The sequence below is a fragment of the Actinomadura coerulea genome, assembly GCF_014208105.1.
GTDB classification, from domain to species: Bacteria; Actinomycetota; Actinomycetes; order Streptosporangiales; family Streptosporangiaceae; genus Spirillospora; species Spirillospora coerulea.
This window is the reverse complement of sequence record NZ_JACHMQ010000001.1, coordinates 294,511-307,258: the sequence shown is the minus strand read 5'-3', so window position 1 is coordinate 307,258 and position 12,748 is coordinate 294,511. Positions and strand designations below refer to the sequence as shown.

The following is a 12,748-nucleotide window of genomic DNA, read 5'->3' as shown; positions in this document are numbered from 1 at the left end:
GTCAGGAGGTCTCGCCGGACGTGCGGCGCATGCGCCAGGCCTGGACGACGTAGTCGATCCCGGTGACGACCGTGACGACGAGCGCCGCGCCCATCGTGGCCCAGCGCAGGTAGTCCAGCGGGCCCGGCAGGATGTAGAAGCCGATGGCGAAGACCTGGAGCGTCGTCTTCAGCTTGCCGCCCTTGCTCGCCGGGATCACGCCGCGGCGCAGGACGACGAACCGCATCACCGTGATGCCGATCTCGCGGACGAGGATGGCGGCCGTCACCCACCACCACAGCTCCCCCATCGCCGACAGGCTGATCAGCGCCGCCCCGGTGAGCGCCTTGTCCGCGATCGGGTCGGCGATCTTGCCGAAGTCGGTGACGAGGCCGCGCGCCCGGGCGATGTCGCCGTCGATCTTGTCGGTGATCGAGGCGACCGCGAACACCGCGAAGGCGGCGAGCCGCCAGCCGGTGCCGTCCAGGAAGAACAGCCAGACGAAGAGCGGCACCAGCGCGATCCGCAGGAGCGTGAGCGCGTTGGCGATGTTCCACACGCCGGCCTGCGGCGGATCCGGCGCGCCCGCGACCGGCTCGGGGGTGCCGGCGATCACGAGACGTCAGCGACGAGGTCCACCCCGTCGCTGCCCACGACCCGGGCCTCCACGATATCGCCGAGCGCGAGCCCCTCGCCGCGGACCAGGACCGTCCCGTCCACCTCGGGCGCCTGGTGCTCGGCGCGGCCCTCGAAACCGCCGTCGCGCGCCCCGTCCCCCGCCGGGTCGGCCTTGTCCTCCAGCAGGACGCGGACCACGGAGCCGACGCGGTCCTCGGCGCGCTGCGCGGTCAGCTCCTCGGCGAGGCCGGACAGCTCCTCGACGCGGGCGGCGACGTCGGCGGGGTCGAGCTTGCCGTCCAGGTTCGCGGCCTCCGTGCCCTCCTCGTCGGAGTAGCCGAACACGCCGACGGCGTCGAGCCGGGCGGCCGACAGGAACTCCGCCAGCTCCTCGAAGTCGTCCTCGGTCTCGCCGGGGAAGCCGACGATGAAGTTGGAGCGCACGCCCGCCTCCGGCGCCAGCGCGCGGATCTGGTCCAGCAGCCCGAGGAACCGCTCCCGGTCGCCGAACCGGCGCATGGAGCGCAGCACCGGGCCGCTCGCGTGCTGGAAGGACATGTCGAAGTACGGCGCGACGCCGGGCGTGCCGCAGATCGCCTCGATGAGGCCGGGGCGCGTCTCGGCGGGCTGCAGGTAGCTCACCCGCACCCGCTCGACGCCGTCGACGGCGGCGAGCTCCGGCAGCAGCTTCTCCAGCGCCCGCAGGTCGCCGAGGTCCTTGCCGTAGGACGTGGAGTTCTCGCTGACGAGGACCAGCTCGCGGACGCCGTGGTCGGCGAGCCAGCGCGCCTCCTCCAGCACCTCCGCGGGCGGGCGCGACACGTACGCGCCGCGGAACGCGGGGATCGCGCAGAACGTGCAGCGCCGGTCGCAGCCGGACGCCAGCTTCAGCGGCGCGACCGGGCCGCCGCCGAGGCGCCGCCGCAGCACCCGCGGCCCCGACGCCGGGGCCACGCCGTCCGGCAGGTCGTCCTGCCCGCCGTGCCCCGGGACGTGGGAGCCGTGCGCCCGCTGGCGCTCGACCGGGCTGATCGGCAGAAGGGTGCGGCGGTCGCGCGGGGTGTGCGCGTCGCGCCGGCGTCCCGCCATGACGTCGTCGAGGCGGTCGCCGATCGCGGTGTAGTCGTCGAAGCCGATCACCGCGTCGGCCTCGGGCAGCGCCTCGGCCAGCTCGCTGCCGTACCGCTCGGCCATGCACCCGGCCGCGACGACCTTGGCGCCGGAGTCGTGCGCGGCCAGCAGCGTGTCGATGGAGTCCTTCTTGGCCGCCTCGATGAAGCCGCAGGTGTTGACGACCACCACGTCGGCGCCGTCCGCGCCGTCCGCGAGGTCCCAGCCCGCGTCCTCGATGCGCGCGGCGAGCTCCTCGGAATCGACCTCGTTGCGGGCACAGCCGAGCGTGATGAGTGAGACCTTGCGGCGAGTGGACATGCCCCTAAGGTAATGGGCCCCCGCGCCGATGCCGACCATCGGCCCGCGGCCTTCTGACGGGAGACGTTTCGTGCGGCGGCGCAAGGCGCGGGTCCCCGCCCGGTCCCCCGATCAGGCCGACTCGGGGTCGCCGCGGTCGAAGGTCAGCCGCTGGACGCCCTTGCCCTTGCCGGGCGAGCCCAGGTCCTTGCCGTTGACGGTCAGGTTGACGCTGCCGCCGACGCCGATCACGAGCCGGACCTTCTTCTTGGCGCTGAAGCTCTTCTGGTCGCCCTCGCGCAGCATGCCGCTGAACAGCGACCTGCCCTGATCGCCCTGGACGTTCAGCCACGTCGCCCGCTTCGCCTCGACCCGCACCTCGACCTTGGTGCGCGGCGCCTCGGCGACCGGGGCGCTGCTCTTCGGCGCGGCCGGCGCGGCCGGCGCGGGGGACGGCGCGGGCGTCCCGGCGACCTGCCGCGCGGTGCGCCGCTCGCCGCCGCCGCCGTGCCCGACCACCTGGACGATCCCGTAGACGACCACGAGCGTGAGGGCGAGCGCCATCGCGGCGCTCCAGTTCGGCGACCGGCGCTCGCGGAACGCGACGGGCTGCTCCGGCTCGAACGCCGACACCGCCGAGACCGGCTGCGGGGCGCCGCCGTGCGCGGCGTCGAACTCGGCGACGAGCGGTTCCGGATCGATGCCGATCACGCGGGAGATGCTGCGGATGTGGCCGCGGGCGTAGAAGTTGCCCCCGCACGCGGAGAAGTCGTCGGCCTCCATGCCGCGGACGACGGTCTCGCGTATGCGCGTCTGGAGGCTCACCTGTGTCACCGAGAGACCGGCCCGCTGACGCTCCTCCGCCAAGGTCTCACCGATGCTCACGCCGGGCCTCCTCTGAGGAGTTCGTGGCCGATCTCGCACGACTGTGAGACCAGTCTAGGAACGGGCCTGCCCGTTCGGCGACTGCCAACACGTTCGAAACAGGGCAAGATTTCGCATCATTCCGCAAGGCCCCGGCACCGCGCTCAGCCGCCGCCGCGCAGTTCCGCGAGCACTCCCGGCAGGTCGTCGGGCTTGGCCAGCACGTCCCGCGCCTTGGAGCCCTCACTGGGGCCGACGATGTCGCGGCTCTCCATGAGGTCCATCAGGCGCCCGGCCTTGGCGAACCCGACGCGCAGCTTGCGCTGCAGCATCGACGTCGACCCGAACTGGGTGGACACGACCAGCTCGATCGCCTGGACGAGCAGGTCCATGTCGTCGCCGATCTCCTCGTCGATCTCCTTCTTCGGCGCGCCGGCCGCGGCGACGTCCTCCCGGTAGCTCGCCTCCATCTGCCCCTTGCAGTGGTCGACGACGCTGTGGATCTCCTTCTCCGAGACGTAGGCGTTCTGCAGGCGCATGGGCTTGCTCGCGCCCATCGGCAGGAACAGGGCGTCGCCCTGCCCGACGAGCTTTTCGGCGCCCGGCTGGTCGAGGATGACGCGGCTGTCCGACAGCGAGGACGTCGCGAACGCCAGCCGGGACGGCACGTTGGCCTTGATGAGCCCGGTGACCACGTCCACCGACGGTCGCTGGGTCGCCAGGACCAGGTGGATCCCCGCGGCGCGGGCGAGCTGGGTGATGCGCACGACCGAGTCCTCCACGTCGCGCGGCGCGACCATCATCAGATCGGCCAGCTCGTCGACGATGACGAGCATGTACGGGTACGGGGTGTACACGCGCTCGCTGCCGGGCGGCGGCACCAGCTTGCCCGCCTTCACCGCCTTGTTGAAGTCGTCGATGTGCCGGTACCCCGAGGCGGCCAGGTCGTCGTAGCGGCGGTCCATCTCGCCCACGACCCACTCCAGGGCCTCGGCGGCCTTCTTGGGATTGGTGATGATCGGCGTGATCAGGTGCGGGATGCCCTGGTACATCGTCAGCTCGACCCGCTTGGGATCGACCAGGATCATCCGCACCTCGTCCGGGGTGGCCCGCATCAGGACCGAGGTGATGAGCCCGTTGATGCACGTCGACTTGCCGGCCCCGGTGGCGCCCGCGATCAGGATGTGCGGCATCTTCGCCAGGTTCGCCACCACCGTGCGGCCCTCGACGTCCTTGCCCAAACCCACGATCATCGGATGATGCTCGTTGGTCGCCGCAGGCGAGCGCAGCACGTCACCGAGGCTGACGATGTCCTTGTCGGTGTTGGGGATCTCCACCCCGATCGCCGACTTCCCCGGAATCGGCGAGATGATCCGCACATCGGCGCTCTTCACCGCATACGCGATGTTCTTGGTCAACGCCGTGACCTTCTCCACCTTCACCGCCGGACCCAGCTCGATCTCGTACCGCGTGATCGTCGGCCCCCGCGTGAACCCCGTGACCTGCGCATCGATGTCGAACTGCTCCAACACCCCGGTAAGCGCGTTCACCACCGTGTCATTGGCCTTCGTCCGCGGCTTGGACACACTGCCGGGCCGCAACGCCGCCGGATCGGGCAGCACGTAGATCTCGCCGGACGACGACAGCGGCAGCTGCTCGGTCCGGCGCGGGGCCGGCGTCGGGTCGCGCACCTCGGGGTGCTCGGCCTCCGCCGCCCCGGCGATCGGCTCGGCGGCCATCGGATCCGCGGCCATCGGGTCGGCGGCCATGGACTCGCCGGCGACGTGCTCGTCCATCGGCGCGTCGGCGGGCGGGGCCGGGGGCGGTACCTGCGCGCCGAACGGGTCGGGCTCGAACAGCTCGTCGGCGAGGTCGCGGCGGGGCCGGTCGGCCTTCTTCGGCTGGTCCTCCAAAAGCGGCGTGTCGTAGGGCTTGGAGTGCTCGCCGACCTCCAGCTCGTCGCCTTCCCCGGACTTGCCCTTGCGGCGCCGCTTCTTCGGCGCGCCCTCCTCCGCGGCCTCGTCCGCGGAGGGGCGGTCGGGGCGGCTCTGGAGCGTGGCCATCGCCCACAGGTCGGCGACCCGCTCGGGCACCTTCGCGATCGGCGTCGCGGTGACGACCAGGAGCCCGAACCCGGACAGGAGCAGCAGCAGCGGGACGGCCACCCACCCGCTCAGGGCCGCGTCGAGGGGGGCCGACACGAGCCAGCCGACCACTCCGCCGGACTCGCGGACGGCGTCCATGTCCTTGGCCGGGGACGGGACGCCGGCGGCGATGTGCAGGATGCCGAGGACGCCCACGGCGAGCGCGGTGATGCCGATGACGACGCGGCCGGTGTCCTCGTGGTGCTCGGGGTGGCGCAGCGTCCGCCACGCCAGCAGCGCCAGCAGCACGGGCAGGACCATCGCCATGATGCCGAGACCGCCGCGCACGACCTTCTCCAGCGCGATGGTGACGACGCCGTCCGGCCGGAACCAGGTGACGGAGGCCAGCACGATGGACGAGCCGAGCAGCGCCAGCCCCAGCCCGTCGCGGCGGTGCTCGGGGTCGAGGTTGCGGGCCCCGTTCCCGTAGGCGCGGAACACCGACCCGACCGCGACGGCCGCCAGAAGGTACAGCCTGAACAGGAGCTTGAAGAACCCGAGGACCGCCTGGGGGATCGGGTCGGGCTTCTGCGGGGGGCGCCCGCGGCCGGTGCCGCGGCCCCCCTTGGAGTTGCCGCTCGGTCGCTTCCGGGGGGCCGTACCTGCGGGCTTGCGAGCCGCCGTGCCCCCCGCACGCGAGGAGGCTTTCGCGCCTCCAGACGCACGTGTGGCCATGGTTATGAGAGTAACCAAGGACCCTCGTGGTTCCCGGGATGGCGGGCGGGCGTGTCGGACGGGCGGAGGGCCGCGGCCCTCCGCCCGTCCGACACGCCGCTAGACCTCGACGACCACCGGGATGATCATGGGGCGGCGGCGGTAGTTCTCGCTGACCCACTTGCCGACGGTGCGCCGGATCAGCTGGCTGATCTGGTGCACGTCGTTCACGCCGTCGCCGGCGGCGTCCCGCAGGACGTCCTCGATCCGCGCGATGACCTCGTCGAAGTCCTCGTTGACGATGCCGGCGCCGCGGGCGTGCACCTCGGGACCGGCGACGAGCTTGCCGGAGGTGGAGTCGAGACCGATGACGATCGAGACGAACCCCTCCTCGCCGAGGATGCGCCGGTCCTTCAGGGAGGTCTCGGTGACCTCGCCGACCGACAGGCCGTCCACGTACACGTACCCGGCGGGCACCGCGCCGACGATCTTGGCCTGGCCCTCCACGAGGTCGACGACGACGCCGTCCTCGGCGATGACGATGCCGTCCTCCGGCACGCCGGTGAGCGCGGCGAGCTTGGCGTGCGCCCGCAGGTGCCGCCACTCGCCGTGGATGGGCATGAAGTTCGCCGGCCTGGTGACGTTGAGCACGTACAGCAGCTCGCCGGCCGAGGCGTGCCCGGACACGTGCACGAGGGCGTTGCCCTTGTGGACGATGCGGGCGCCCCACCGGGTGAGGCCGTTGATGACGCGGTTGACCGCGTTCTCGTTGCCCGGGATCAGCGACGACGCCAGCATCACGGTGTCGCGCCCGGTGATGCGGATCGAGTGGTCGCGGTTGGCCATGCGCGACAGCGCCGACATCGGCTCGCCCTGCGACCCGGTGCACACCAGCACGAGCCGGTCGCCGGGGATGTCGTCGATCACCTTCTGCTCGACCATGATGCCCTCGGGCACGTTCAGGTACCCGAGTTCGCGCGCGACGCCCATGTTGCGGACCATGGACCGCCCGACGAAGCACACCTTGCGGCCGTTGGCGACGGCGGCGTCCAGGACCTGCTGGACGCGGTGGATGTGCGAGGCGAAGCAGGCGACGATGAGCCGCCCCTGCGCGGTGCGGAACACCTCGTCGACGACCGGCCCGATGTTGCGCTCGCTGGTGACGAAGCCGGGCACCTCGGCGTTCGTCGAGTCCGACATCAGCAGGTCGATGCCCTCGGCGCCGAGCCGGGCGAACCCGGGCAGGTCGGTGAGCCGGCCGTCCAGCGGGAGCTGGTCCATCTTGAAGTCGCCGGTGTGCAGGACGAGCCCGGCGGGCGTGCGGACGGCGACGGCGAGCGCGTCCGGGATCGAGTGGTTGACGGCGAGGAACTCGCAGTCGAACGGCCCGAACGCGCGGCGCTCACCCTCCGCGACCACGTGGGTCACCGGTTTGATGCGGTGCTCGGTGAGCTTGGCCTCCAGCAGCGCCAGCGACAGCCGCGAGCCGACCAGCGGGATGTCGCGGCGCTCGCGCAGCAGGTACGGGACGGCGCCGATGTGGTCCTCGTGGCCGTGCGTCACGATGACGGCCTCGATGTCGTCCAGCCGGTCCCTGATGTACTCGAAGTCGGGCAGTATCAGGTCGACGCCGGGCTGCTCGGTCTCGGGGAAGAGCACGCCGCAGTCGACGATGAGCAGGCGACCGCCGTACTCGAACACCGTCATGTTGCGGCCGATCTCCCCCAGCCCGCCGAGCGCGACGATCCGCAGACCCCCCTTGGGCGGCGCGGGCGGATCCGAGAGCTCCGGGTGAGGATGGCTCACCGGGCGACCTCCGGAATGACGACCTCAGGCACTTTGACTCCCCCTATCGTGAGGTCTTCGCGCAGGCGCGCCGCGAACTCCGGCGAGGCCTCCACCAGCGGCGCGCGGAGCGGGCCGCCTCCGGGGAGGCCGAGCAGGTTCAGCGCTGCCTTGACGGCGATGGCGCCCTGCGTACGGGTCATGATGGCGGCGACCACGGGCAGCAGGCGCCGGTGGATCTCCAGCGCCCGCCCGTGCTCGCCGGCGCGGTATGCGTCGATCATCTCATGGAGCTCGATCCCGACGACATGGCCGACCACGCTGACGAACCCCGCCGCCCCGACCGACAGCCACGGCAGGTTGAGGTTGTCGTCACCGGAATACCAGACGAGGTCGGTCTCGGCCATCACCCTGGACGCGCCGAACAGGTCGCCCTTGGCGTCCTTCACGGCGACGATCCGCGGGTGGTCGGCGAGCTTCACGAGTGTGTCGTTCTGGATCGGCACCCCGGCGCGCCCCGGGATGTCGTACAGCATGTTGGGCAAGGCCGTCGCGTCGGCCACCGCCGTGAAGTGGCGGACGAGCCCCTCCTGCGGGGGCTTGTTGTAGTACGGCGTGACCACGAGCAGGCCGTGCGCGCCCGCGGCCTCGGCCTGCCGCGCGAGTTTCAGGCTGTGCTCGGTGTGGTTGGTGCCGGCACCGGCGATGATCACTGCGCGGTCGCCGACCGCCTCGATGACCGCGCGCAGGAGTTCGCTCTTCTCTTCGTCGCTCGTCGTGGGCGACTCGCCGGTCGTCCCGTTGACGACGAGGCCGTCGTGGCGCCGGTCGTCGACCAGGTGGGTCGCGAGGCGCGCGGCGCCGTCGTAGTCGACGCCGCCGTCCGGCAGGAACGGGGTGACCATGGCGGTCAGCATCCGTCCGAACGGAGCGTCAGTGGATGTGCTGGGTGCCATGCAACGAACGGTACCGTTCCGGCCGTTCCACTTGGACCCGCAGGTCGAAGCGGAACGGGATAAAACGGGAGGAAGCCGTCGCCACACGCTCGGGGGTACGCGTGGCGACGGCTCCCACAACCGACATCGTGGCACGCAAATGCCGCGTTACGGGGTCAGTCCGGCCACGTCCCGGACTCGGTTGGATAACGTGACCCCGCGGTCATCTCGTGCAGGCGGACACGGAGCTCCTCGACGTCGTGCGTGCGCACGAGATCGTTCCCCCGGACGGCCCACCATTGCCCGGACCCGCCCCGGCCGATCCGCCATCCGGCGAACTCGGCCGCAAGTTCGCCGATGCGGTCGGCGTCGTGCCGCGCGGACTGCTGAGTGCCCATGGGCCGTCCCCACTTCCCTTGCCATCGCCTGTCGAGGCTTGACCTTCCGCACCCTCCACTACCCCCGGGATTGTGCGGGTATCCACCCCTTTTTACCTGGGAAGACGCGAGTTTCGGAACGTCGCGGCGGGGGTTTCTCAGCCGCCAAAACTTTCTGTCGCTCGGGGTAGCCAGGTGGCGCGGTAACGTGACCATTCGGCCGGGCTGGTCGTCCAGTCCGCGTACACGCCGACGCCGTACGGCCGCCTCGGCGGCCGCTTGAGATCATCGATTCCGCGCCGGACGCCGCGCAGGGCGACCGGCAGGTCCTCCGCCCACTCCATGAGGGGCCGGTAGGTGGGGATGCCCATGAAGACCGTCGTGCGGTCGCCGATGAGCTCCAGCGTCGTGCGGGTGTGCCGGGCGAAGTGCCATCCGGCGAGGGAGCGCGTGGGCAGCGACACGTCGTAGGTCATGATCGCGACCTGGTCGGCACGGTCGGCGACGGCGCGCAGGAAGTCCCGGGTGGGGCGCGGCGGGTAGTGGAGCTTCCCCGTGCGCGGTAGAAGCGCCTTGTAGACGGGCTGTGCCGCGTCCAGGAGGGTCTGCTGCTCCAGCGCCACCGACAGCAGCTTCCCCTTCGACCGCGTCAGTTCGCGGGTGGCGTCCATGAGCGCGAGGAAGGCGCGGTCGTCGGGGTAGATCGGCTCGAAGTCGTAGTGGATGCCGTCGAATCCCAGGTCGAGGAAGGTCGCGTCCGTCCCGAGGACCCTCGCCCGCACGGCGGGATCGTCCAGGTCGATGACGCCCTTGCCGTTCACCGTCCGGATCTGCCCCAGGTAGGCCTGCGCGCGGACGCCCGGCGCGTACTGGCGCACGGCGGCGAGGAGTCGCCGCGCGTAGCGGTACTTGGCCTCCGGCACGGTGCCGTCTGCCTCGAACGGCCCCGCGTGGAAGAAGACATCGGTGATGCGGTTCTCTTTCAGCAGCTCTCCGAGCGCCCGGTACTCGGCGTCGCTGTGGGGCTCCCCCACCCACTGGTGCCGCGCCCAGAGCGCGTTGGCCTCGGTGCCGCGCGCGTGCGGTTCCGGCTGCCACCACACCCAGGCCCCGGCGAGCACCAGCGCGGCGAGGCCGAGCACGTAGGCCGCCGCCCATCCCAGAGTCCGACCGATCCGCCCCATAACGCGCATCACGCAATCATGTCGGACGAGCCCGGCGCCGAGGGCCCGCCGTCCCAGCGGCGCCCCTGCCTCGCCCCACGATCCGGCCATAAAACGATCATGGTTGGGACGTGATCGCGCGCCGCGCGCGGCAGCGGTTGACAAGAGGGGAACCTTGTATTCACGAGGCGGCTCGTGGTGTCGGCCCGTTGGTCTCGATGGGGGAGCCGCCCGGTCCTTACCGTCCACACGGATGGAGGTCTACCGGCATGCGAGTCCCACCGAGGCAGGGTGAGCCCCGCCCCCTGATCAGCACACGGGCCCTCGTGATCGTCCTCGTGGCGATCGGTGCCGCCGCGCTCGCCGCCGCCGCTCCGGATCTGGCGATCCCGATCGGCGTGGGCGTGGCGGTCATCACGCTCCTGGCCCAGATCGTCAAGGACTGACCCCATCCGCGCCGCGCACGCCCGGCACGGTCTCGGCCGCGCCGGCGTGCGCGGCGTCGGGCAGGGCGCGCCGGACGCGGGCGCGCTGGGTGAGCGCCACGCAGACCAGCACGGCCACGGCCGCCAGAGCGGTCGTGGCGTCGATGCGTTCTCCGAGGAGGACGCCCGACCAGAGCAGGGTGAGCATGGGCTGGGTCAACTGGATCTGGCTGGCGCGGGCGATCCCGGCCCGCGCCAGTCCCTCGTACCAGGCGAAGAAGCCGAGGTAGGCGGAGAAGACGGACACGTAGCCGAAGCCGAGCACGGCGTGCGCCGTCCAGTCGGGGCTTGTCGTGGCGAGCAGCCATCCGGTGACCGGGACGGTGACGGGGGCCGCCAGGACGAGCGCCCAGGAGATGACGCGCCAGCCCGCCATGTCGCGGGCCAGCCGCGCGCCCTCGGCGTAGCCGGCGGCGCAGGTGAGGAGGGCGGTGAACAGCAGCAGGTCCGCGGGCGTGACGCGGCCCGCCCCCCGGACCAGGGCGAAGCCGGTGACGCAGGCCGCGCCGGCCGCGCTCGCGAGCCAGAAGGCGCGGGAGGGGCGCTCCCCCGCGCGCAGGACCCCGAGCACGGCGGTGGCGGCCGGCAGCAGACCGACGACGACGGCCGAGTGCGCGGAGGAGGCGCCGTGGTCGAGCGCGAGGGTGGAGAACAGCGGGAACCCGAAGACCACTCCGGCCGCGACGACCGCGAAGCTCGCCCACTGTCCCCGGCGCGGCGGCCGGGCCCGGACCGATAGCAGTGCGATGGCGGCGAGGACGCTCGCGGCGGCGGACCGGCCGATGCCGATCACGTAGGGGTCGAGCCCCTCAAGACCGAAGACCGTGGTCGGAATGGTGAGGGAGAAGGTCAGGACGCCGAGTGCCGCGAGTCCGAGGCCTCTCCCGGAGGTGGCGGCCGCTATCGGCCGGGGCACAGTAGCGCTATCTTTAATTCTCATGAAAGACGATAGCAGTGTGGCGGCTCTGGCCGGGAGGCTGCGCGCGGAGGTCCAGCGGATGAGCCCCGGCGAGCGCCTCCCGTCGAGCCGCGCGCTGGTCGAGCGCCACCGGGTCAGCCCGGTCACGGTGTCGCGGGCGCTCGGCCTGCTGGCCGCCGAGGGGCTGGTGGTGACGCGGCCGGGCAGCGGGGCGTTCGCCGCGCCGCGGGCCGAGGCCGCCGCGCGACCGGCCGACTTCGGCTGGCAGGCGCTGACGCTCGGCGACCGGTCCGTCGACCCGTCCGGGGTGTCGTGGCTGCTCACCCCGGCGCCGGACGGCGTGGTCGCGCTCAGCGGCGGCTACCTGCACCCGGCGCTCCAGCCGGTGCGGGCGCTCGCGACGGCGGCCGCCCGGGCGGCCCGGCGCCCGGACGCGTGGGAGATGCCCCGGCTCGGCGGCGCCCCGGAGCTGCGCGCCTGGTTCGCCCGCACCGTCGGCGGCGCCGTCTCCCCCGCCGACGTGCTGATCACGAGCGGGGGCCAGCAGTCGCTGACGACCGTGCTGCGCGCGCTGCTCCCGCCGGGCTCCCCGGTGCTGGTCGAGTCGCCGACGTACCTGGGCGTCCTGGCGGTGGCGCGGGCGAGCGGGCTGCACCCGGTGCCCGTCCCGGTGGACGCGGGCGGCGTCCGCCCCGACCTGCTGGCCGAGGCGTTCGCGATCAGCGGGGCGCGCGTGTTCTACACCCAGCCCGCCTTCCACAACCCGACCGGCACGGTGCTGGACGCCGGGCGGCGCGAGCGGGTGCTGGAGGCGGCGCGCGCGGCGGGCGCGTTCGTGGTGGAGGACGACTACGCGCGGTACCTCGGCGTCGACGCTCCCCCGCCGCCGCTGATCGCGCAGGACGCCGACGGCCGCGTCGTGCACGTGGCGTCCCTCACCAAGGCGACCGCGCCCAGCCTTCGGGTGGCCGCGGTGGTCGCCCGGGGGCCGGTCGCCGAGCGGATCCGCGCGACCCAGCTCGTCGAGGAGTTCTTCCCCGCGAGGCCCCTGCAGGAGACGCTGCTGGAACTGGTCAGCTCGCCGGGGTGGCCGCGCCACCTGCGGACCGTCCGGGCCGCCCTTCGCTCCCGGCGGGACGCGCTCCTCACCGCGCTCGCCCGCGACCTGCCGGAGCTGCGGGTGGACCGCCCGGCGGGCGGCCTGCACCTGTGGGCCCGGCTGCCGGACGGCGTGGACGACACCGCGCTGGCCGAGGCCGCGCTGCGGGCGGGCGTCCTGGTCAGCGCGGGGCGTCCGTTCTTCCCCGCCGAGGCGCCCGCCCCCCACCTGCGGATCAGCTACGGGACGGCGGCGTCGGAGGCCGAGCTGGCCGAGGGCGTGCGCCGCCTCGCATCGGTTCTGCGGTCATAGGGCC

11 protein-coding genes are annotated in these 12,748 nt (G+C 72.6%); 2 read left to right on the top strand and 9 right to left on the bottom strand.

Annotated elements, in window-relative coordinates:
• Window position 1: 1 nt before the first annotated feature.
• From pgsA to BKA00_RS01435, 8 genes are all read right to left on the bottom strand, one after another.
• Window positions 2-595 carry a CDP-diacylglycerol--glycerol-3-phosphate 3-phosphatidyltransferase gene (pgsA, locus tag BKA00_RS01470; RefSeq protein WP_185023203.1) on the bottom strand — a complete coding sequence of 198 codons (594 nt, stop codon included), beginning with the start codon at window positions 593-595 and terminating at the stop codon, window positions 2-4.
• On the bottom strand, window positions 592-2,028 hold the full coding sequence (gene rimO, locus BKA00_RS01465; RefSeq protein WP_185023202.1) for a 30S ribosomal protein S12 methylthiotransferase RimO: 1,437 nt from the start codon (window positions 2,026-2,028) through the stop codon (window positions 592-594). Before rimO ends, pgsA begins: the two co-directional genes overlap by 4 nt.
• A gap of 111 nt (window positions 2,029-2,139) precedes the next feature.
• Window positions 2,140-2,892, bottom strand: coding sequence for a helix-turn-helix domain-containing protein (locus BKA00_RS01460; RefSeq protein ID WP_185023201.1), 753 nt, complete (start codon window positions 2,890-2,892; stop codon window positions 2,140-2,142).
• A gap of 143 nt (window positions 2,893-3,035) precedes the next feature.
• Window positions 3,036-5,690, bottom strand: coding sequence for a DNA translocase FtsK (locus tag BKA00_RS01455; RefSeq protein WP_185023200.1), 2,655 nt, complete (start codon window positions 5,688-5,690; stop codon window positions 3,036-3,038).
• Between the two features lie 99 nt (window positions 5,691-5,789).
• On the bottom strand, window positions 5,790-7,475 hold the full coding sequence (locus BKA00_RS01450; protein WP_185023199.1) for a ribonuclease J: 1,686 nt from the start codon (window positions 7,473-7,475) through the stop codon (window positions 5,790-5,792).
• Window positions 7,472-8,410, bottom strand: a complete 939-nt coding sequence (gene dapA / locus BKA00_RS01445) for a 4-hydroxy-tetrahydrodipicolinate synthase (protein ID WP_185023198.1) — start codon at window positions 8,408-8,410, stop codon at window positions 7,472-7,474. Before dapA ends, BKA00_RS01450 begins: the two co-directional genes overlap by 4 nt.
• A 155-nt stretch (window positions 8,411-8,565) precedes the next feature.
• Window positions 8,566-8,787, bottom strand: a complete 222-nt coding sequence (locus BKA00_RS01440; RefSeq protein ID WP_185023197.1) for a hypothetical protein — start codon at window positions 8,785-8,787, stop codon at window positions 8,566-8,568.
• Window positions 8,788-8,924: 137 nt separating this feature from the next.
• The gene (locus BKA00_RS01435; protein WP_230299208.1) at window positions 8,925-9,959 is read right to left on the bottom strand and encodes a glycoside hydrolase family 18 protein; all 1,035 of its coding nucleotides are present in this window, start codon (window positions 9,957-9,959) and stop codon (window positions 8,925-8,927) included.
• 239 nt (window positions 9,960-10,198) lie between these two features.
• On the opposite strand from BKA00_RS01435, the gene BKA00_RS01430 reads away from it, so the two are divergent.
• Window positions 10,199-10,375, top strand: coding sequence for a hypothetical protein (locus BKA00_RS01430; protein WP_179278875.1), 177 nt, complete (start codon window positions 10,199-10,201; stop codon window positions 10,373-10,375).
• On the opposite strand, the gene BKA00_RS01425 is transcribed toward BKA00_RS01430, so the two are convergent.
• Window positions 10,365-11,330 carry a DMT family transporter gene (locus tag BKA00_RS01425; RefSeq protein ID WP_230299207.1) on the bottom strand — a complete coding sequence of 322 codons (966 nt, stop codon included), beginning with the start codon at window positions 11,328-11,330 and terminating at the stop codon, window positions 10,365-10,367. The genes BKA00_RS01430 and BKA00_RS01425 overlap by 11 nt on opposite strands.
• Before the next feature lie 22 nt (window positions 11,331-11,352).
• Here BKA00_RS01425 and BKA00_RS01420 point away from each other — a divergent pair, with 22 nt between their 5' ends.
• Complete coding sequence (locus BKA00_RS01420) at window positions 11,353-12,744, top strand: aminotransferase-like domain-containing protein (protein WP_185023195.1); 1,392 nt, start codon at window positions 11,353-11,355, stop codon at window positions 12,742-12,744.
• Window positions 12,745-12,748: the final 4 nt, after the last annotated feature.

Bases quoted from the DNA above. Each gene is read 5' to 3' on its own strand.
- rimO (WP_185023202.1), bottom strand. From the start codon at position 2,028: ATGTCCACTCGCCGCAAGGTCTCACTCATCACGCTCGGCTGTGCCCGC.
- BKA00_RS01455 (WP_185023200.1), bottom strand. From the start codon at position 5,690: ATGGCCACACGTGCGTCTGGAGGCGCGAAAGCCTCCTCGCGTGCGGGG.
- dapA (WP_185023198.1), bottom strand. From the start codon at position 8,410: ATGGCACCCAGCACATCCACTGACGCTCCGTTCGGACGGATGCTGACC.
- BKA00_RS01440 (WP_185023197.1), bottom strand. From the start codon at position 8,787: ATGGGCACTCAGCAGTCCGCGCGGCACGACGCCGACCGCATCGGCGAA.
- BKA00_RS01435 (WP_230299208.1), bottom strand. From the start codon at position 9,959: ATGCGCGTTATGGGGCGGATCGGTCGGACTCTGGGATGGGCGGCGGCC.
- BKA00_RS01430 (WP_179278875.1), top strand. From the start codon at position 10,199: ATGCGAGTCCCACCGAGGCAGGGTGAGCCCCGCCCCCTGATCAGCACA.
- BKA00_RS01420 (WP_185023195.1), top strand. From the start codon at position 11,353: ATGAAAGACGATAGCAGTGTGGCGGCTCTGGCCGGGAGGCTGCGCGCG.